Raw genomic sequence first — 20,281 nt, 5'->3', positions numbered from 1 at the left:
GGAGCGCAGCTACTTCTGCAGGCTCGGACCGGCGCCGCCCTGCACCGGGATGGTGGCGGTCGGCGAGTCGTCACCGCCGATGACGGCGGTCTGCGCCTCGGCACCTGCCGAGTGTCGCGACACCACGGTGTCGGCGTGACCCGGTTCGTGGCTGGCGTACTTGTGGGTGCCCTCGAGGTCGTCGCGGATGGCTTCCTGCGCGGCGGGCGGCAGGGTGTGCATGATGTCGCGAACACGAGCCTGACGGCGGTCGACGGCTTGGCGGTGCGGCATACCGGGGGTGGCCTGGATCTGCGGCGGCACACCCTCGATCTCCTCGACACCACCGTCGTGGTGACCGGCGTCGGCGAGGGCCTGCTCCTCGGCCATCGTGCCCTCGTCCTTCTCCTCCGACATGCCGATCGGACCGAGACGACGACCGTTCAGGAACTGCTTGACGACCGGCTCATCGGAGGTCAGCAGCACCTCACGCGGGCCGAACATCACCAGGTGCTTGCGGAACAGCATGCCCATGTTGTCGGGCACGGTGCGGGCGATGTTGATGTTGTGCGTCACGATCAGGATCGTGCAGTCGATCTGGGCGTTGATGTCGATCAGCAGCTGCGACAGATAGGCCGTACGGACGGGGTCCAGACCGGAGTCCGGCTCGTCGCAGAGGATGATCTGCGGGTCCAGCACCAGCGAGCGGGCCAACCCGGCGCGCTTGCGCATACCGCCGGAGATCTCACCGGGGAACTTGCCCTCGTCACCGGTCAGACCGACCAGGTCGAGCTTCTCCATCACGATCTGACGGATCTCGGATTCCTTCTTCTTCGTGTGCTCACGAAGCGGGAACGCCGTGTTGTCGTAGATGCTCATCGAGCCGAACAGCGCGCCGTCCTGGAACATCACGCCGAACAGCGTGCGGATCTCGTAGAGCTCCTTGGCCGAGCACTCGATGATGTTGGTGCCGTCGACGATGATCTTGCCGCGCTCGGGGCGCAGCAGGCCGATCAGGGACTTCAGGAAGACCGACTTACCCGTACCGGACGGGCCCAGCAACACGCTGACCTCACCGGCCGGAATGTCGAAGGTGACGTCCTCCCAGATTCGCTGGGAACCGAAGGACTTCGTCAATCCCTCAACCTGAATACCGATGCCCACGCGAGATCCTTCCGCCCAGTGTTCATCCCCGCCGCTGTCAGCGGCCTGTGGCTTGAGTCACTGTAGCCTACGCGGCATATCGGCAACACTTTATGGTCGGTCACAGCTTGGCAATTCAGCGCGGCATATCTCACATTCCGGTTACGCAGCGTGTTTGCCAGCAGTAACGCACCCGGAAACGACTGCGGGGGCCGAGTCGCAGTGCGACCCGACCCCCAGCAGAGGTGGAACTACTTGACGGTGACCTTGGCGCCGGCCTCTTCGAGCTTGGCCTTCGCGGCCTCGGCGGCCTCCTTGTTGACCTTCTCGAGCAGCGGCTTGGGGGCGCTGTCGACGAGGTCCTTGGCCTCCTTGAGGCCCAGGCCCGAGACGATCTCGCGGACGACCTTGATGACGCCGATCTTCTTCTCGCCGGCACCCTCGAGGATGACGTCGAACTCCGACTGCTCCTCGGCGGCCTCGGCCGGGGCGGCTGCGCCACCGGCGGCGGCGACGGCGACCGGAGCGGCCGCGGTGACCTCGAAGACCTCTTCGAACTGCTTCACGAACTCGGAGAGTTCGAGCAGGGTCATTTCCTTGAAGGCATCGAGCAGTTCGTCGGTGCTGAGCTTGGCCATGATTGGTCCTTCCTTACTTACTTATGTGGTGTCGTTGGTGTCGAGCTACTCGGCCGCGTCGGCCGGTGCCTGGTCTTCTGCTGCGGCCGCGGCGGGTGCCTCGGCAGCGGATGCCTCGGAGTCCGCGGCGGGTGCCGGGCTCTCCGTGGCCTTCTTCTCCTGCAGTGCTGCGAACAGTCGTGCCGCCTGAGACGCGGGAGCGTTGAACAGCCCCGCGGCCTTGGCGAGGTTGCCCTTCATCGCGCCGGCCAGCTTGGCCAGCAGCACCTCGCGCGATTCCAGATCGGCGATCCGGTTCACCTCGTCCACGGACAGCGCGGCGCCGTCCATGTAGCCGCCCTTGATGACCAGCGCCTTGTGTTCCTTGGCGAAGGTCTTGATCGCCTTGGCGGCGTCGACCGGTTCTCCGGAGATGAACGCGATCGCCGTCGGTCCGGCGAACAGTTCGTCGAGGCCCTCGATACCGGCCTCGCTCGCGGCCCGCTTCACCAAGGTGTTCTTGGCGACGGTGTAGGTGGCGGATGCGCCGAGCGAGCGACGGAGTTCGGCCAGGTTGGCCACCGAGAGCCCGCGGTACTCGGTGACGACGGTGGCCGTCGCCTCCTTGAACTGTTCGGCGATGTCAGCGACCGCAGTGGCTTTATCAGCCTTGGCCATGCATGCCTCCTCGTAATTGGTGTACGCGTATCCACGTCGACCGGCGAAGAAGGCTTGACATACAAAAACGCCCCGACACAGACAGGTCGGGGCGCACAGAAATACTGTTACCTCGTCCTCCTGCGTGGGCCGCCGGGGGTTAGCCCGGACCTTCAACCGATTTCTCGGTGACCGACGGTCTTCGGTGGAACGTCGCCAAGAGTACCCGACCCCCGCCGATCAGCCCAAATCGCTCGTTCCCCGTGATGTCGGCGCGCTGTTCGGCCCTCAGGTCGGACTAGCGCGCCCAGATCGTTATTCCGCGAGCGTCGCCAGCTTCGCCGCGCCGATCAGGCCGGCGTCGCCACCCAGCACCGCGGGTTCGACGCGCAACTCCTGGATGAAATCCAGCCCGGCGTACCAGGTCAGGGTCTCGCGCAGGGGAAGGAACAGCAGGCCCTTCGATTTAGCCACTCCCCCGCCGATCACCACCAGATCGAGGTCGCACACCGCGGCGACCGACGCGATGGCCGCGGCGATCGCGGTCGCACCGCGGTAGTAGGCGCGCAGCGCGGTGGGGTCGCCGGTCTTGGCCGCGTCGGCGAGTTCCTTGGCGTTGGACTCGGGCGGTGCGTCCCAGCCGTGGTCGCGCGCCCACCGGGCGATGCTCGGCCCGGACGCCACGGTCTCGACGCACCCGTGCCCGCCGCACGTGCACTTGGCCCCGTCGACGTCAACCACCACGTGCCCGACGTGGCCGGCGTTACCCGTGCGGCCGTCGTACGGGGCGCCGTCGAGCACCAGCCCGCCGCCGATACCCGTCGAGACGACCATCCCCAGCATGAACCTGGCGTCCTGCCCGGCGCCGCGCCACTGCTCGCCCAACGCCATGCACAGTCCGTCGCCGCCGAGGCGCACCGGCAGCCCGGTCAACTCCGCGACCCGGTCGACGATCGGGAAGTCGTCCCACGCGTGGATGTTGATCGGACTGACGGTGCCGGTGTGGAGATCGATGGGACCCGCGGAGCCGATCCCGACCCCCGTCAGCTCCCCGGCGGTGCCCTTGGCCTCGGTGAGCAGTCTCTCGACGACGCCCCAGATCGCCTCGCGCTCGTCGGGCGTCTTCTCCTGAGCCCGGTGCATCAGGTCACCGTCGTCGCTGACGACGCCCGCGGCGATCTTCGTGCCGCCGATGTCCAGTGCGAGCGTGGCCATCAGTGGCGGTGGGTGTTGTCGGGCTGGCGGGGATCGCCGGGATGCTCGTAACCGGGCGCCAATTCGACGTCGCTGCTCACCTGCGCGTCGAGCCAGCGGCGGAACTCGCGGCGGCGCGCGGCGGCCAGCAGGTGCCCGGCGACGGCGGCCCGGACGTCGTCCAACGGAGTTGGCGCCGCCGGTCTGTGCCAGCCGCCCGCGACGGTCTGCGCGGGTGCGAAGCGTCGCGGATTGCGCGAATGATATTGCGCGACAGCCGCATCCGACACGGCGACGGCGCTCGTCACGTCGGCGAACAGCGCGCGCGCTCGCGGACTCTCGAGCACGGACGCGGCCACACTGCCGAGTTCCATGCGAGAGACGGTATCCGGCATCAGTTCCTCCTCTGTTGGCGCGTTGTCGGCTGACAGACCGCGCGCCGCCACCTCGGCGGCGACGACGTGCTCGGTCACCAGCAGCTGGGTCAGCCAGCGCCGAAGCTGGCGGCCCTCGCTGGTACCGGGCGACGGCAACGCGGATGCCAACCGCGTCGCCCTCAGACGCTCTTCTCGCTCGTCGACCTCGGCGACGAGAATAGGGGTGCCCGCCACCGTGGCGACGGTGTGCCCGCTCATCGCGGCCCTCGGCTCTTCGGGCAAGCGCTCATCGCACCCTCACCTGTACCGCCGGCGAGTACACCAGGTCGCCCGCACAGCCGACCCGGATGAGCGCCCACCACACCCCGGGTTCCACCCACGGCGGCGGCGACACGTCGAACTGCAGGTCGACGGTGCCGCGCGCAGGCACGTCGGCGCCGATGATGTTGGGGCCCATCCACTCCCACGTTCCCCACGGGGTGATGAGGTGCGCCTCGACCGACAGGTCGGCGTGGCAGTCGGTGCCGACGGTCACCCCGACGGTGGCGGTGCCCCCGGCCGCGACCTCCACCGGTTGCGGCTCGGCAACCAGCCGGAGCACGACGTCGTCGGTGGCCCCGACGGACACGACGCACACGTCCTCCACGGTCTGGCGCCAGGAGCCGGGCAACGCCGTCCCTGTCAGCGCCAGTTCGGCGCGAATCGGGTACAGCCCGGCCGCGGTCCCTTCGGGCATCGTGACGTGGAGGTTCGCCTCGAGGTACTCGCCCGGCGGCAGCATGAACGGCAGGTCGTCGGGTGCAACGGTCCACTCCGGCGGCACAACGAGCCGCACCTTGCCGTGCAGCGGCACGTCACCGTCGCTGGCGGCGGTGAGCTGAAGCTCAACCGGTGCACCGGGATCCACGCCGAGCTGCCGCGGGTGCAGGTGCGCCACGGCGGGCAGCCCGCCGAGGGGCGCCGGTCCCCGATTGTGCAGCCAGTACCTCGCGTACAGCGGTTGGGCGGGCTCGGCGTCGGGTGCGAGCTCGGTGTGGTCGGCGTCGAGCACTCGCGGCAGGTTGAGGTGCGCACGCACGGTGGCGATCTCGTAGCCGTGCAGGTGCAGGTCGCCGGCTGGTTCGGCGAGCGGTCGCTCCAGCAGGTCGAGCCGCTCGGTGTCGACGCTGCGCAGCCCGGAGTGGATCTCCACGTCGACGCCGCTGCGCCCGAGGCTCTCGACCAGACGCAGGACGATGCCGTCCTTCGGGTCGACGTGCGCCGTGCTGCCGTGTGGGGTCGGGTTGCCCAGGGCCTTGAGCGCGCCGAGGGCGACGGCCTTCGCGGGCTCGATCTCCAGCAGCGAACCCCACGGCGGCAGGCCGCCTGATCCCGGATCGTGGTGGCTGACGACGCCCAGTAGAGGTTGACCGAATTCCGCACTGCGCGGTGGCATTTCGGAGGTCCGCCAATCACCGTCGCCGACCGCGATCGCGTAGTCGAACGTGTGCGACCAGTGCTGCAGCTGGAAGTTGGAGCCGTCGGGCGCGGTCCGGCGCGGCGGGTCGATCCAGGTGCCGGACGGCCATCCGGTGCACGACCGCATGAGCGACGTGTGCAGAGTGCCGTCGGAGTCGACCGCGAAACTCGGCACCCCGCGGTTGAACATCGCGACGGTGCGGTCGTCGAACCGGCCGTCCTCGGTGCCGACCACGCGAACGACCTCGATCTCGGCGTCGGCGAGGTCGTCGATCAGGGCTCGCACCGCGGCGTCGAGGCCGTCGGCGGAGCCGACCACCAGTACGGGCAGGGTCCGGATTCCGCGCAGGTCGGCACCGGGCACCCAGACGTCGGCCAGCGGCGCATCGGCCGGAACCCACACGCGCATGTCGCTTTCCGCTCCGGCGAGCACGCCGGCGGTGAAGGTGTTCTCCGCCGAGGAGCCCAGTGATATCCGGACATCGGGGAGGTTCGAATCGACCGCGAGGTCCCCGTACCGGGCGGTCTCGGCGGTGGTGCAGGTCGCGGTCACTCCGGCGCGGGCCAGTGCGACCATCACCTCGCGGGCCAGCGGGTCGGCGTCCGGTCCCGGCGAGACGACCTCGGCCACGGAGATCGCCCTGATCCCGCCGTCGGGAAGTCGTACCCGCACCGTGGATGACAGCCCGAACCAGCCGAACGCCGGATTATCCAGTGTGTAGGGGTGTTTCGCGGTGTCGACGGCCTTGTCGGTGACGCCGTGGCGGTGGGTGAGCCCGAAGCCGCGGCCGATCACGGCGTCGCCGACCTCGCTGACCGGCATCGCCCCCGGTATCGCGCACGGCCAGCGCAGCCGCAGCAGCCGATCCTCCCCGGTGAACTCGTCGACCACGGTGCGGCAGTCGACTCGGTCGACACCCCGCCACAGGGTGATCGTCTGGGTGTAGCTCAGCAACCCCCGCATCCGGCCGGTGACGACGATGCGATCGCCCAGCGGACTGCGCTGCACCGCAACGGATGTGGCGGCCGCACTCGTCGACGACGTGACGGGGCCCTTGGGCAGAAGATGCCACGGCCCCTCGCCCGCCTTGGGATGCGCCGGGTACTCCTTGTAAACGGCGAGTTCGTTGCCGACGCGGCCCGCGGTGATGAGCTCGCGGCCGTTGCGGATCAGGGAATCGACGCCGCCGCCGCGGGCCGCGTCGACGCTCAGCCGGTAGTACTCGTTGTCGATCTCGTGGCCGTCCAGCGATTCCCAACCGACGACGACGCCGGAGCCCTTGCCGAACCGGTACGCGCGCCAACCCAGCGAGGGCACCTCACGCGCCAGCCACGTGACGGTGTGCCCGTCGTGCTCGACGAACACCGGCACCTCGCGGTCGTCGGCGTCGAGCAGCACGCCGGCGAAGGGCTCGTCGAGGTGAACGGTGACGATGTCGGTGCGGCTGTGCGCCAACGGGTTCCAGACGACGACGGATGCGTCGACCGCCGTCGACAACAGCGCCAGGGCGTTGTCGCGCGCGGTGGTCCCCAGCTGCCAGGCATCGCGCCAGCTGGTCAGCAGATCGAGGTAGACCTGATCGGACTCCGACCCGGTGATGGCGTCGTGGTGTGCGCCGTAGGCCAGCTGCACCCACGCCTTGGCCAGCGCCGCTTCGGGGTACGTCGCGCCTGCGAGCAGGCCGGCGAACACCGCGAAGCACTCGGCCTCCAGCACGGCGAATTCGGCGGCGCGATTGGCCTGCTTGGTGTCGATGTAGGAGACGTGGCAGCCCGTGTAGATCGGGTTCATGTCGCGGGTCTGCGGCGACGGGGTGGCGCCTCGCTCGTCGAGTTCGGCACGCACGGCGGCGAAGAACTCGCTCGGCAGCGCGCAGACGAACTTCGGCCAGGTGTAGCGGGCCGCCCAATCACGGTGGATGTCGGTGACCCACTTGTTGGGTGGCGTGTAGTCGGTGCCGACGGGCAGCAGCACGTTGCGGGTGAGCGCGACCTTCTTCAACCCGGCGAACAGTTCGTACGTCTGGCGTTCGGCATCCTCGAGCGACGCCGACGAGTCCATCCACCACCCCGCGGCGTAGTGGGCGGGCATGTAGTGGGTCAGCAGTCCGCGGCCCGACGGCGCCATCCACTCGAACTCGCTGGCGAACTGCATGCGCTCGGGGTCGCCGCCGTCGGCCATCGGACCCCACTGGTGGTGCGGTCCGCGGGCCCACGAACTGGACGTCAGGCCGGCGTCGGCCGCCATGCCGGGGAACTGCGGATCGTGGCCGAACACGTCGAGCTGCCAGGCGGTGGCGGGTGAGGCACCCATGACGTCGCGCTGAAAGCCGATGCCGTGCACGAAGTTCCGGATCGCGGTCTCAGGATGGGTGAGGTTCGTGTTCGGCTCGTTGTAGGTGCCGCCCATGACCTCGACGCGGCCCTCGGCGATCAGCCGCTTCAGGTCGGCGCGATCCTCGGGGTGGGTGTCCCAGTACGGCTTGAGGTAGTCGACCTCGGCGAGCACGAACTTGTACTCGGGTTCGCGCCGCGCCGTCTCCAGGTGCGCGCTGACCAGTTCGAAGCCGTTGGTCTGCCTGCAGCGGCCCGGCGGGTCCTCGGTCCACACGCTGGTGTACGCCGCCTGGGTGTTCCACCACACCGGGTCGTAGTGGAAGTGGCTGACCATGTACATCGTCCAGCCGGGTTCGGCGACGGTGAACTCGAAGCCCACGCTGCTGCGGCCCGCCGTCACGCGGGCGGCCCTGCGCTCGCCGACGCTGCCGTCGGTCACCCGGACCGGCACCTCCACGGTGTGGCCGCGCGGCGTCGCGGTCACCGTGCCGACGGTCTCGAGGCCGGGTCCCTCGACCGTGACGGGCGTCGGCCGGGCGCACAGTCGGTAGGCCACGCGAACGAGCTGCAGCGGCGCATCCTCGGGACCGGTGAACAGCTCCGTCGACTCCGCCGAGGTGACGTGCATCCCGCCACCCTAGCCACTTCCGTCCCCCGCGAACGTTGGTTACCGATACGCGTTTTTCAAAATGGCGTGACGGTAACCAACGTTCGCGCCGAGAGAACGCGGGAATCAGGCGAGGTGCCCGACCACACTCTCGGCCGCTGCGACCACCGCGCCGGACTGCACCAGCTCGACGACGGCCGCGATCTCGGGGGCCAGATACCGGTCCGGACCCGGCCCCTCGACCACCGACCGCACCGCGGCGACCACCGCACCGGTCGCGGGCGACGGGGTCAGCGGGGCGCGCATGTCGAGGGCGCGCGCCGCGGTGAGCACCTCGATGGCCAGCACCCGCGACAGCCCGTCGACGGCGCGCCGGAGCTTGCGGGCGGCCGACCACCCCATCGACACGTGGTCCTCCTGCATGGCGGACGACGGGATCGAGTCGGCACTCGCCGGGACCGCCAGCCGCTTGAGCTCGGAGACGATGCCGGCCTGGGTGTACTGGGCGATCATGTGGCCGCTGTCGACGCCGGGGTCGGCGGCGAGGAACGCGTTCAACCCGTGGTTGCGGGCGACGTCGAGGAAACGGTCGGTGCGCCGCTCGCTGATACCCGCCAGGTCGGCGACGGCGATGGCCAGGAAGTCGAGCACGTAGGCCACCGGCGCGCCGTGGAAGTTGCCGTTGGACTCGACGCGGCCGTCGGGTGTGACGACGGGATTGTCGATGACGCTTGCCAATTCACGCTCGGCAACGGTCCTGGCGTGCGCGGCGGTGTCGCGGCCCGCGCCCGCCACCTGCGGCGAGCAGCGCAGCGAGTACGCGTCCTGCACGCGGGCGCAGTCCGGGCTTCGGTGGCTCGCGACGATGTCGGAGTCGGCGAGCAGCGCCCTGATGTTCGCGGCCGACGCGGCCTGGCCGGGATGCGGGCGCAGCCGCTGCAGGTCGTCGGCGAACACCCGGTCGGTGCCCAGCTGGCCCTCCACGCTCATGGCCGCCGCGACGTCGGCCACCCGGAACAGGTTGTCCAGATCGTTGAGCGCCAGCACCAGTTGCCCGAGCATGCCGTCGGTGCCGTTGATGAGCGCCAGGCCCTCCTTCTCGGCGAACACCACGGGCCGCAGCCCGTGAGCGGCGAGTGCGGACGCCGTGTCGTGTAGCGCCCCGGTTCGATCCCGCACCTGGCCCTCACCCATGATCGCGAGCGCCACGTGTGCCAGCGGGGCGAGATCGCCACTGCAGCCGAGACTTCCGTACTCGTACACCACCGGGGTCAGGCCCGCCGACAGCAGGTTCACGTAGGCCTCGGCCGTCTCGCGGCGCACGCCGGTGCGCCCGCTGGCGAGCGTCGAGAGGCGCAGCAGCATCATCGCGCGCACGACCTCGGCCTCCACCTCGGCGCCCGACCCCGCGGCGTGGGAGCGAATGAGGCTGCGCTGCAACGCCGTACGCATCTCCAGCGGAATGTGCCGAGTGGCAAGCGCCCCGAATCCCGTCGACACCCCGTACACGGGGGTGGGATCGGCGGCCAGCGCCTCGATGTGGCGTCGGCTCGCCTCGACCGCCGCGGCGGCGTCGTCGGCGAGCTGCACGCGGCCGGCGGTCCTGGCGACCGCGACGACGTCGTCGAAGCTCACGGGACCGATGCCGACGGTGACAGTCATGCCGCAAACCTAGAGCCTGACCCGGATCCGGCGAACGGGTCCGAATCACATACCGTCTCGGATCTCAGACTCCGTCGTCGAACCAGCCGTCGGGTTCGCGGCCGGACAACGCCGAGGTCAGCTCGCGTGCCGCCGCGCGCACCGCACGCACCAGCGAGGTGCGCGACGCGCGGGTGCGGTCCTGCCGCCACGTCACGCTGATCGCCGCGGCGGGCCGCCCCGAGTGGTCGAACGCGCACGCGGCCACCGACTGCAGACCCGCGGTGACCAGGCCGACCTCCTCCGACCACCGCTGCCGACGCTCCTCGGCCAGCACCCGTCGCAGCTCGGGTAGGGTGGCCGGCCCCTGCCCCGTGCGGTCGACGAACCCGCGGCTCGACGGGAACAGCGCCCGCACCTGGGCCGCCGACAGGTGCACCAGGATCGATCGCCCGTTGGCGGTGAGGTGAGCGGGCAGTCGCACGCCGACGTCGGTGACCAGGGTGACCGGGATGCGCGCCACCGTCGGCTGCTCCTTGAGCAGGTACAGGCTCTCGGCACCGTGCAGCACGCCGAGGTGCGCGGTTTCGCCCACCTGCGCGACGAGGCGCCGCAGCACCGGTCGCGCCAGCATCTCCAGCGGCTCGTGCCGTAGGTACGCGGATCCGATCTCGAAGGCCGCCATACCCAGCCCGTACGTGCGCTCGTCGGGGAAGTGGACGACGAAGCCGCGCGCGATCAACACGTCGAGCAGGTGATAGGTCGACGAGCGCGGGATCTTCAGGTCGCGTGCCACCGCGGCGCCGGACACCGGGCCGGATTTGCCCGCGAGGTAGAGCAGCACGTCGAGGGCCCGACCGACGGCGGGCGACGTGCTGGACACGCGCACCTCCCTCGGCGACCTGCGTGTGCGAACCCGCGGTCAGCGCGGATTCGCACCCGCAGTTCACGACGTCTCGGATACGAGACACTAGCTGCCGAATGGCCCTGGAGCAACGGCGCCCGGTCGGGTGTGCTGAACGCATGTCACAGGCACGCACAGTTCGCGCACCGCGCGGCACCGAACTCTCCTGCAAGGGCTGGCAGCAGGAAGCCGCTCTGCGGATGCTGATGAACAACCTCGATCCCGAGGTCGCCGAGCACCCCGACGAACTCGTCGTCTACGGCGGTACCGGCAAAGCGGCGCGCAACTGGGAGGCGTTCGACGCGATCGTCGCGACGCTGCGCACGCTCGACGACGACGAGACCATGCTGGTGCAGTCCGGCAAGCCGGTCGGCGTCTTCCGCACCCACGAGTGGTCGCCGCGAGTCCTCATCGCGAACTCGAATCTCGTTGGCGAATGGGCGAACTGGGAGAAGTTCCGCGAGCTCGAGGCCGCCGGGCTGACGATGTACGGCCAGATGACCGCGGGATCGTGGATCTACATCGGCACCCAGGGCATCCTGCAGGGCACCTACGAGACGTTCGGCGCGATCGCGAAGAAGTTCGCGGCCTCCGGTCGGCATGAGCACAGCAACGGATCCCTCGCGGGCACCATCACGCTCACCGGCGGCGTCGGCGGCATGGGCGGCGCCCAACCCCTCGCGGTCACCATGAACGAGGGCGTCGCGATCTGCGTCGACGTCGACGAGAGCCGCATCGACCGCCGCATCGCGAAGCGCTACCTCGACGTCAAGGCCACCGACCTGGACGACGCGCTGGCCAGGGCCGTTGAGGCGCGGGATGCCAAGCGGCCGTTGTCGATCGGCGTCGTCGGCAACGCCGCCGAGATCTTCCCCGCGCTGCTCGACCGGAACGCACCGATCGACATCGTCACCGATCAGACGTCGGCACACGATCCCCTGTCGTACCTGCCTCTCGGCGTCGCACTGGAGGACATGAAGGCGCTGTCGGAGAAGGATCCGGCGTACTTCACCGAGCAGGCACAGGCGTCGATGGCCAAGCACGTCGCCGCGATGGTCGGCTTCCTCGATAAGGGCGCCGAGGTCTTCGACTACGGCAACTCGATCCGCGACGAGGCCCGGAAAGCCGGTTACGACCGGGCATTCGACTTCCCCGGCTTCGTCCCCGCCTACATCCGCCCGCAGTTCGAGGAGGGCCTCGGCCCGTTCCGGTGGGCCGCCCTGTCCGGTGACCCGAAGGACATCGCCGCGACCGACAGGGCGATCCTCGAACTCTTCCCCGACAATCAACACCTCAAGCGCTGGATCACCATGGCGGGTGAGCGCGTCGAGTTCGAGGGCCTGCCCGCCCGCATCTGCTGGCTCGGTTACGGCGAACGTCACCGGGCTGGTTTGAAGTTCAACGAGATGGTCGCCTCCGGTGAACTGTCCGCGCCGATCGTGATCGGCCGCGACCACCTGGACTCCGGTTCGGTCGCGTCGCCCTACCGCGAGACCGAGGCCATGCTGGACGGCTCCGACGCGATCGCCGACTGGCCGCTGCTCAACGCGCTCGTCAACACCGCGTCGGGCGCCTCCTGGGTGTCCATCCACCACGGCGGCGGCGTCGGCATGGGCCGCTCCATCCACGCGGGCCAGGTGTGCGTGGCCGACGGGACGGCGCTGGCGGCGCAGAAGCTGGAGCGGGTGCTGACGAACGACCCCGGCATGGGCGTCATCAGGCACGTCGACGCGGGCTACGAGCACGCCACCCGGGTCGCGGCCGAGCGCGGTGTGCGAATCCCGATGCAGGACCACCGATGACGTTCGACAGACTCTGGGAGTCCATTCTCGACGTCGGGCGCGACCCCGCGGGCGGCTATCGGCGGTTCGCCTGGTCCACGGCCGACCTGACGCTGCGCGAGTGGTTCACCGACGAGGCCGATCGCCGCGGCATGACGGTCGAGGAGGACCGCAACGGCAACGTCTGGGCGTGGTGGATGCCGAGGGGCTGGGTCGGCGATCCAAGAGGTGCGTTCGTCACCGGCTCGCATCTGGACTCCGTGCCCGGCGGCGGGGCATTCGACGGGCCGCTGGGCATCGTGTCGGCGTTCGCGGCCATCGACCTGCTCGTCGCGCGCGGGGTCGGTCCGCGGATTCCGGTGGCGGTCGTCGCCTTCTCGGACGAGGAGGGTGGCCGGTTCGGCGTCGCGTGCGTCGGGTCCCAGTTGTCCACCGGTGCAGTCACTCCCGAGCGCGCCCTGAATCTGCGGGACGCCGACGGCACATCGCTGGCCGACGCGCTGCGGAAGGCGGGCCGCGATCCCGAGCACGTCGGCGTCGATCCCGGCCTCGTCGACCGCGTCGGGGTCTACGTCGAGTTGCACGTCGAGCAGGGCCGCGCGCTGGATCTGGTGGACAAGCCGGTCGCGGTGGCGTCGGCGATCTGGCCGCACGGACGCTGGCGGTTCCGGTTCTGCGGCGAGGGCAATCACGCGGGCACCACCCGGCTCGTCGACCGGCGCGACCCGATGCTGGCGTTCGCGTCCACGGTGCGCGCCGCGCGTGATCGGGCCACCCTGCATCAGGCGGTGGCCACGTTCGGCAAGTTGACCGTCACGCCCAACGGCGCCAACGCCATCCCTTCTCAGCTGGATGCGTGGCTCGACGCGCGCGCCGCCGACGAGGACACGCTGGCGGCGATGGTGGAGGCGATCATGCGGGACGCAACCACATCCGACGACCGTATCGCAGTGACCATCGACATCGAGTCCGTCAGCCCGGCCGTCGTCTTCCCCGACGGACCGCGCGCACGGATCATGCGCACGCTGGGTGAACTGCCGGTGCTGCCGACCCAGGCCGGCCACGACGCGGGCGTGCTGTCCGAGAAGGTGCCGACCGCAATGCTGTTCGTGCGCAACCCGACCGGCGTCTCACACTCCCCCGACGAGTACGCCGAGATCGCCGACTGCAGGCGCGGCGCCGAAGCCCTCGCCGACGTGATGGCGGACTGGGTGAGCGGGTGAGCGACACCTGGTGGTGCGAGCACGCGTGGGTCGGCGGCCACGTCGCCGACGGTGTGCTCGTCACCGCCACCGACGGGGTGATCGACGCCGTGGAGCCGGGCCGTCCCGAGACCGGTACGAGGTTGTCCGGCTTGGTGATCCCCGGTCTGGCGAACGCGCACTCGCACGTCTTCCACCGCGCGCTGCGGTCGCACACCCAGCGCGGCGGCGGGTCGTTCTGGACGTGGCGGGAGACCATGTACCGCGTCGCCGAGCGGCTCACGCCGGATTCGTACCTGGCCCTGGCGCGAGCCACCTACGCCGAGATGGCACTGGCGGGCGTCACCGCGGTCGGCGAGTTCCACTACCTGCACCACGGCCCCGGCGGCGGGTCGTACGACGACCCCAACGCCATGGGGCACGCGCTCGTCGAGGCAGCGGCCGACGCCGGAATCCGGCTCACGCTGCTCGACACCTGCTACCTGACGGCCACCCCGGCCGGAAGCCCCCTCGAGGGTCCGCAGCTGCGATTCGGCGACGGGGACGCCGAGCGCTGGGCGCAGCGAGTCGACGCGCTGACCGTTCCGGGTCACGTGATCGTCGGGGCCGCAGTGCATTCCGTGCGGGCCGTGCCGCCCGTGGAGATGTCGCGGGTTGCGGCGTGGGCCGGCGCGCGCGACGCCCCGCTGCACGTCCACTCCAGCGAGCAGGTCGCCGAGGTCGAGCAGTGCCTGGCCGCGTACGGCTGCACTCCGACGGCGCTGCTGCGCGAGCACGGCGTTCTCGGGCCGCGCACCACAGCCGTGCACGCGACGCACCTGACCGATCAGGACGTCGCCGACATGCGCGCAACCGCCACCGGGACGTGTTTCTGCCCCACCACCGAACGCGACCTCGGCGACGGAATCGGACCTGCCCCAGCGCTACTCGACGGCATGTTCAGTCTCGGCAGCGACAGCCACGCGATGATCGACCTGCTGGAGGAGGCCAGGGCCGTCGAACTCGACGAGCGTCTCGCGAGCCGGCGTCGCGGCGTCGTCTCCGCGACCCGACTGCTCGACGCCGCGACCGTCGACGGTCAGCGTGCGCTCGGCTGGGCGAACGCGGGCCGGATCGCCCCCGGCGCGCGGGCCGACCTGGTCGCCGTCGACCTGGCCTCCGTGCGCACCGCGGGCGGCGGCCCCACTGCGGAGAACGTGGTCTTCGCCGCCTCGGCAGCCGATGTCACGGACGTCGTCGTCGACGGGCGTACCGTCGTCACCGACCGCCGCCACCACTTCGACGTCGGGCGCGCACTCGCCGACGTCATCGGGGAGCTCACCACGTGACCGTGCTGTACGACGACATCGGCGAACTCGTCACCAACGATCCGACCGTGGGTGACGGCAGTCCGCTCGGCGTCATCACCGACGCAGCGCTGCTGGTCGACGGCGACCGCATCGCCTGGGTGGGCCCGAAAGCCGCAGCGCCCGAAGCTGATCGGCGTGTGACGTGCGGGGGCACCGCCGTGTTGCCGGGCTTCGTCGACAGCCACGCCCACCTGGTCTTCGCCGGGGACCGGTCCGCCGAGTTCGCCGCGCGCATGGCGGGTGAGCCCTACGACGGCGGCGGCATCGCCACCACGGTCGCCGCCACCCGCGAAGCCTCCGCCGACGCACTCACCGCCAACCTGGCCAGGCTGGCGGGCGAACTGCGCCGCGGCGGTGTCACCACGTTCGAGACGAAGAGCGGCTACGGCCTGACCACCGTCGACGAGCAGCGAAGCCTGCAGATCGCCAACGCGCTCACCCCCGAGACGACCTACCTCGGCGCGCACGTCGTCCCGCTCGATTTCCGCCACGATCGCGACGCCTACGTCCGGCTGGTCGCGGGCGACATGCTCGCGGCGTGCCGCGACCACGCCCGCTGGATCGACGTCTTCTGCGACCGCGGCGCCTTCGACGTCGACGAGGCGAGGTTCATCCTGCGGGCCGGCATCGACGTGGGCCTACAGCCGCGGCTGCACGCCGGCCAGCTCGGCCCCGGCGACGGCATCCGGCTCGCCGTGGCTCTGAACGCCGCCTCGGTCGACCACTGCACCTACGCCACCGACGCCGACATCGAGGCTCTGGCCGCCGGTGACACCGTCGCCACCCTGCTACCCGGTGCCGAATTCTCCACGCGCGCACCGTGGCCCGATGCTCGCCGGTTCCTGGATACGGGAGTCACCGTCGCGTTGGCCACCGACTGCAACCCCGGCAGTTCGTACACCACGAGCATGGGCTTCTGCATCGCCGTCGCCGTGCGCGACATGGGCTTCACCCCCGCCGAGGCGCTGTGGGCGGCGACGGCCGGCGGCGCGAGGGCGCTCAGACGAGACGACGTCGGCGTGCTCGCCGCCGGTAAGCGCGCCGACTTCATCCGTCTCGACGCGCCGTCGTACGTCCACTTCGCCTACCGGCCCGGCGTCCCGATCGTCGCCGATGTGGTGATCGCCTAGCCCCGCGATACACCCCGCCGAACGTTGGTTACCGCCACGGTGAATCGCAATTCACCGTGGCGGTAACCAACGTTCGCGCATAAGTCTGGTTCTCAGCCCGCCGCTCGCGCCAACCGCTCCGCAACCACTCGCACCGCCTCGACGACCTCCGGCGGGGAGAGCACCTCGAAGTCGCAGCCGGGCAGCGCGAGGTACGGGACCATAACCTCGGCGCTGTCGGCTCCGGCCGTGACGATGCAGGCGTCGTCGCCGTCGGGCTCGATCTGCACGGTCGACGCGGAGAACGTCTGCGCTACAACGTCCTTCGGTGCGAAGTACCGCACCCTCGCGACGTAGCGGTAGGGCGACGACGTGATGGCGCGCTGCACGTAGGTGGCCGCGTCCGGCGCCGCACGCGGTGTGAACGTCGAACCCAGCGCCCGCACGTCGCTCATCCGGTCCAGCCGCAGGCTGCGCCAATCGTCGCGGTCGCGGTCGTAGGCCAGTAGATACCAGCGCCGCCCGGTCGTCACCAACTGATAGGCCTCCAGCCGCCGCTGCGTCACGTTCCCGCGGATGTCGGTGTAGCTCAACGCGACGTGCTCGTGGTCGCGCGACGCCCGCGCCAGCGTCATCAGCACATCCGGTTCGACGAGGTCCTGCTGCTGCCCCGACGTCAGGGTGACCGTCGCCTCGTGCACCGCCGACACCTGGGCGCGCAACCGCGACGGCATCACCTGGTCCAGTTTGGACAACGCGCGCAACGCCGATTCACCGACGCCGGCGACGCTGCCGCCCGCCGCGACGCGCAGACAGACCGCCATCGCGACGGCCTCCTCGGGATCGAGCAGCAGCGGCGGCAGCGCGGCCCCCGCCCCGAGCTGATACCCGCCGCCGTGGCCCTTGCTGGCGTGCACCGGATAGCCGAGGTCGCGCAGCCGGTCGACGTCGCGGCGCACGCTGCGGCCGGTGACGCCGAGCCGGTCGGCCAGTTCCTCGCCCGACCACACCCGGCGGGACTGCAGGAGCCCGAGCAGTTGCAGCACGCGGCTGGTGGTTTCCGACATGACCAGAGTCTGCCGCACTCATAGGACAGAAACTGTCCTAAGCACCTGGCAGGCTGAACCCCGTGAGCAACGAACTGACCCGTTACCTGGCAGAACAGCTCGATTTCCACTGGACGAACCAGCTGCGTCCCCGCCTCGACGGCCTGACCGACGACGAGTACTTCTGGCAGCCGGTACCGGACTGCTGGACCATCCACCCCGACGGAGCGATCGACTTCGCCTACCCGCAGCCCGAGCCCGCCCCCGTCACGACCATCGCGTGGCGGCTGGCGCACGTCATCGTCGGCGTTCTGGCGGTGCGAAACCACTCTCACTTCGGCGGGCCGCCCGCCGACTACGAGTCCTGGGCCTACGCCACCGACGCCGACACCGCACTGACGCAACTCGACGACGCGTACCGGGGCTGGATCTCGGGCGTCCGAAAGCTCGGCGACGCCGATCTCGCCACGCCGTGCGGCCCGGCCGAGGGGCCCTACGCTGACGAGACGATGACGACGCTCGTCCTGCACATCAATCGTGAAGTCATTCACCACGGAGCCGAAATCGCTTTACTCCGTGATCTTTACACCCACACCGAGAAGGAGAGCTGACATGCCCGCCATGCCCCCGCCCATCGCCGACGAGCGCGCCGGACTACGCGACTACCTGCGTCAGCAGCAGTACGCCTTCCATGCGCTGGCGTTCGGGCTCACCGACGAGCAGGCGAGAGCAACGCCGACCGTCAGCGCCCTGTCGATCGGCGGGTTGATCAAGCACGTCACGAACTGCCAAGCCGGCTGGATGGCGCGTGTCGCAGCCGCACCCGAGGCGCCCGCGGCCGACGACCGGCCGATGGAGGTTCGCGAGGCCGAGTACGCCGACGAGTTCGTCATGCGCGACGACCAGACGCTGGCCGACGTGCTGGCCAAGTTCGACGAGAGCAATGCCGAGGCGCTGAGGCTCGTCGAGACCGCGGACCTGGGCGCCGCCGTGCCCGTGCCGGGCGACGCCCCGTGGTTTCCGAAGGACGTGTCGGCGTGGTCGGTGCGCTGGGTGATCTTCCACATGATCGAGGAACTCGCCCGGCACGCCGGTCAGGGCGACATCATCCGCGAGAGCATCGACGGCGCAACGCTGTACGAGTTGCTCGCGGGCGTGGAGGACTGGGAGCCGACGCCGTGGCTCACGCCGTGGGGTAAGCAACCCGTCGGTCAGTAGTCCGCTCGGCCTGCGTGTCGAGACCCGCGCCCACCGCGGGTTTCCACACGCAGGTCGCTCGCGTAGAAAGTACGAGTGCAGACCCGAAGCGGAACGGCGGCGTGCGGGGATGTCGAGCTCTTCTACGAGGACCTCGGCGATCCCGACGCGCCGCCCATCCTCTTGGTCATGGGCGTCGGCGCCCAGCTGCCGATGTGGCCCGACGGCTTCTGTGAGCTTCTGGTCGCCAAGGGTTTTCGCGTCATCCGATACGACCACCGCGACATCGGGTTGTCGACGAAGCTGACCGGCCGCAAAGCGGAGGGTTCGGTGTACGCGCGGGTGGCGCGCTACCTCGTCGGCCGCAGCAGTCCGGTGCCGTACACGCTGATCGACATGGCGCAGGACGCCCTCGGGCTGCTCGATCACCTCGGTATCGAGAAGGCACACGTCGTCGGCGCGTCGATGGGCGGGATGATCTCGCAGATCCTCGCAGCGTCCCACCCGGAAAGAACCGCGTCGCTGGGCCTGTTGATGACGAGCCCCAGCACGTCGCTATCGTCGCTGCCGCGGTGGCGCGTCATCAAGCTGGCGTTCGACCCGCCGGCGAAGGACGCACCCGCGGAGGTCAAGGTCGCCCACGAGGCGCGCAACATCGCGATCATCAACGGTCCGAACTTCCTGCCCACCGACGAGCAGCTGCGCGAGCGGGTCGAGGCGCTCACCGCGCGCAGCGACTATCCGCAGGGAGGCCTGCGGCAGTTCGACGCCATCCTGGGCACCGGCAGCCTGGTCAAGTTCGCCCGCCGAATCACCTCGCCGACGGTGGTGATCCACGGCTCGCACGACCCGATGATCCGAATTCGCAACGGCCGCAACCTCGCTCGCCTCATCCCAGGTGCGCGCTTCGTCGTCGTCGACGGGATGGGGCACGATCTTCCCGCGCCGGTGTGGCGACCGGTGATCGAGGCGCTGATCGAGAACGTCCGGGCCCGCTAGAAGGCCAGCACTCGCTCGAGGGCGAAATCGGTGACGACGTCGACGTCGTCCCCCAGCGCGCCGGCGAGCCACTGCACCACGAGCTCCGTCATCGCGCCGGTGAACAGTGCGGCACCGACCATGTTCGACAGCGGGTCGGCGTCGGGGAACCGGCGGTCGTCCTCCTCGATCGCCGCCCGGTACAGCGCACGCTGGATCATCGTCAGCCGCTCGGCGAGCACCGGGTGGGAACGCGCTTCGGTGAACAGCACCCGGCCCCGTCGGGGATCGGCCGACGTGAACGCCAGGACGGCGCGGATGCCGGCCCTGGTCCGCCTGTCCCGCCGCTCACCCGCGGCCTCGCTGGCCTCGACGACGACGTCGGCGAGTTCACCGACGACGTGGTCGTACACGGCGCCGAGCAGATCGTCGGTGGTCGCGAAGCACTCGTAGAAGTACCGCGAGTTGAGCTTCGCCTCGCGGCAGACCGCCCGGACGGTGACGGCGGCGACGCCGTCGGTCCCGAGCAGTTCGAAGGCGGCGGCCACCAGCAGCACGCGGCGTTCCGCACGCCGATCGCTGAGGGGCACCCCCGCCCATCGAGTCGGACTCGACATTGAGACAGCGTACGAAATGTCGTCCCGAATCTGGTCACGCTCGTGCTCAGAGCGGTAGGGTGACAACACGTGTTGCCAGAGTTCCAGG

The 20,281-nt window shown here is 70.0% G+C and carries 17 protein-coding genes; 7 read left to right on the top strand and 10 right to left on the bottom strand.

Annotation, left to right across the window (positions count from 1 at the left end; genetic code table 11):
- Window positions 1–9: 9 nt before the first annotated feature.
- The 8 genes from NM203_RS24465 to NM203_RS24430 all read right to left on the bottom strand — a co-directional run bounded on the left by NM203_RS24465 (window position 10) and on the right by NM203_RS24430 (window position 10,893).
- Entirely contained in the window at window positions 10–1,143 is a 1,134-nt protein-coding gene (locus NM203_RS24465; RefSeq protein WP_255063160.1) for an ABC transporter ATP-binding protein, read from the bottom strand.
- A 230-nt stretch (window positions 1,144–1,373) separates the two neighbouring features.
- Window positions 1,374–1,760: a 50S ribosomal protein L7/L12 gene (gene rplL, locus NM203_RS24460; RefSeq protein ID WP_255063157.1), complete on the bottom strand. Its 387-nt coding sequence runs from the start codon at window positions 1,758–1,760 to the stop codon at window positions 1,374–1,376.
- Between the two features lie 45 nt (window positions 1,761–1,805).
- A complete protein-coding gene (gene rplJ, locus NM203_RS24455) occupies window positions 1,806–2,417 on the bottom strand; it encodes a 50S ribosomal protein L10 (RefSeq protein WP_255063156.1) in 612 nt (203 codons plus the stop codon).
- 294 nt (window positions 2,418–2,711) lie between these two features.
- A complete protein-coding gene (locus NM203_RS24450; protein WP_255063154.1) occupies window positions 2,712–3,611 on the bottom strand; it encodes an ROK family protein in 900 nt (299 codons plus the stop codon).
- Window positions 3,611–4,225: a DUF7158 domain-containing protein gene (locus NM203_RS24445; RefSeq protein ID WP_255063361.1), complete on the bottom strand. Its 615-nt coding sequence runs from the start codon at window positions 4,223–4,225 to the stop codon at window positions 3,611–3,613. Before NM203_RS24445 ends, NM203_RS24450 begins: the two co-directional genes overlap by 1 nt.
- Window positions 4,226–4,253: 28 nt before the next feature.
- Window positions 4,254–8,390 carry a glycoside hydrolase family 38 N-terminal domain-containing protein gene (locus NM203_RS24440; protein ID WP_255063153.1) on the bottom strand — a complete coding sequence of 1,379 codons (4,137 nt, stop codon included), beginning with the start codon at window positions 8,388–8,390 and terminating at the stop codon, window positions 4,254–4,256.
- A 105-nt stretch (window positions 8,391–8,495) separates the two neighbouring features.
- On the bottom strand, window positions 8,496–10,031 hold the full coding sequence (gene hutH, locus NM203_RS24435; protein WP_255063152.1) for a histidine ammonia-lyase: 1,536 nt from the start codon (window positions 10,029–10,031) through the stop codon (window positions 8,496–8,498).
- Window positions 10,032–10,095: 64 nt separating this feature from the next.
- Window positions 10,096–10,893 (bottom strand): IclR family transcriptional regulator, encoded by a 798-nt coding sequence (locus NM203_RS24430; RefSeq protein WP_255063151.1) that lies wholly within the window; start codon window positions 10,891–10,893, stop codon window positions 10,096–10,098.
- Between the two features lie 140 nt (window positions 10,894–11,033).
- On the opposite strand from NM203_RS24430, the gene hutU reads away from it, so the two are divergent.
- The 4 genes from hutU to hutI are packed head-to-tail and all read left to right on the top strand — an operon-like array spanning window position 11,034 to window position 16,376.
- Complete coding sequence (gene hutU / locus NM203_RS24425) at window positions 11,034–12,716, top strand: urocanate hydratase (protein WP_255063150.1); 1,683 nt, start codon at window positions 11,034–11,036, stop codon at window positions 12,714–12,716.
- On the top strand, window positions 12,713–13,918 hold the full coding sequence (locus NM203_RS24420) for an allantoate amidohydrolase (RefSeq protein ID WP_255063149.1): 1,206 nt from the start codon (window positions 12,713–12,715) through the stop codon (window positions 13,916–13,918). The genes hutU and NM203_RS24420 overlap by 4 nt, the downstream gene beginning before the upstream one ends.
- Window positions 13,915–15,225, top strand: coding sequence for a formimidoylglutamate deiminase (locus NM203_RS24415; protein ID WP_255063148.1), 1,311 nt, complete (start codon window positions 13,915–13,917; stop codon window positions 15,223–15,225). The genes NM203_RS24420 and NM203_RS24415 overlap by 4 nt, the downstream gene beginning before the upstream one ends.
- Entirely contained in the window at window positions 15,222–16,376 is a 1,155-nt protein-coding gene (gene hutI, locus NM203_RS24410) for an imidazolonepropionase (protein ID WP_255063147.1), read from the top strand. The genes NM203_RS24415 and hutI overlap by 4 nt, the downstream gene beginning before the upstream one ends.
- A 92-nt stretch (window positions 16,377–16,468) precedes the next feature.
- Here the strand turns inward: hutI and NM203_RS24405 are convergent, their stop codons facing one another.
- Window positions 16,469–17,422 carry a helix-turn-helix transcriptional regulator gene (locus NM203_RS24405; protein ID WP_255063145.1) on the bottom strand — a complete coding sequence of 318 codons (954 nt, stop codon included), beginning with the start codon at window positions 17,420–17,422 and terminating at the stop codon, window positions 16,469–16,471.
- A 62-nt stretch (window positions 17,423–17,484) separates the two neighbouring features.
- Here NM203_RS24405 and NM203_RS24400 point away from each other — a divergent pair, with 62 nt between their 5' ends.
- The 3 genes from NM203_RS24400 to NM203_RS24390 all read left to right on the top strand — a co-directional run bounded on the left by NM203_RS24400 (window position 17,485) and on the right by NM203_RS24390 (window position 19,597).
- Entirely contained in the window at window positions 17,485–18,012 is a 528-nt protein-coding gene (locus tag NM203_RS24400) for a DinB family protein (RefSeq protein ID WP_255063143.1), read from the top strand.
- 1 nt (window position 18,013) lies between these two features.
- The gene (locus NM203_RS24395) at window positions 18,014–18,619 is read left to right on the top strand and encodes a DinB family protein (protein ID WP_255063141.1); all 606 of its coding nucleotides are present in this window, start codon (window positions 18,014–18,016) and stop codon (window positions 18,617–18,619) included.
- Window positions 18,620–18,694: 75 nt separating this feature from the next.
- Complete coding sequence (locus NM203_RS24390; protein ID WP_255063140.1) at window positions 18,695–19,597, top strand: alpha/beta fold hydrolase; 903 nt, start codon at window positions 18,695–18,697, stop codon at window positions 19,595–19,597.
- Here the strand turns inward: NM203_RS24390 and NM203_RS24385 are convergent.
- A complete protein-coding gene (locus NM203_RS24385; protein ID WP_255063139.1) occupies window positions 19,594–20,193 on the bottom strand; it encodes a TetR/AcrR family transcriptional regulator in 600 nt (199 codons plus the stop codon). The two genes, NM203_RS24390 and NM203_RS24385, sit on opposite strands and share 4 nt — an antisense overlap.
- Window positions 20,194–20,281: the final 88 nt, after the last annotated feature.

This window comes from Mycolicibacterium arenosum (genome assembly GCF_024320865.1).
Classification (GTDB): domain Bacteria; phylum Actinomycetota; class Actinomycetes; order Mycobacteriales; family Mycobacteriaceae; genus Mycobacterium; species Mycobacterium arenosum.
Note: the sequence above shows the minus strand (reverse complement) of the source record. Positions and strands in the feature narration are given on the sequence as shown.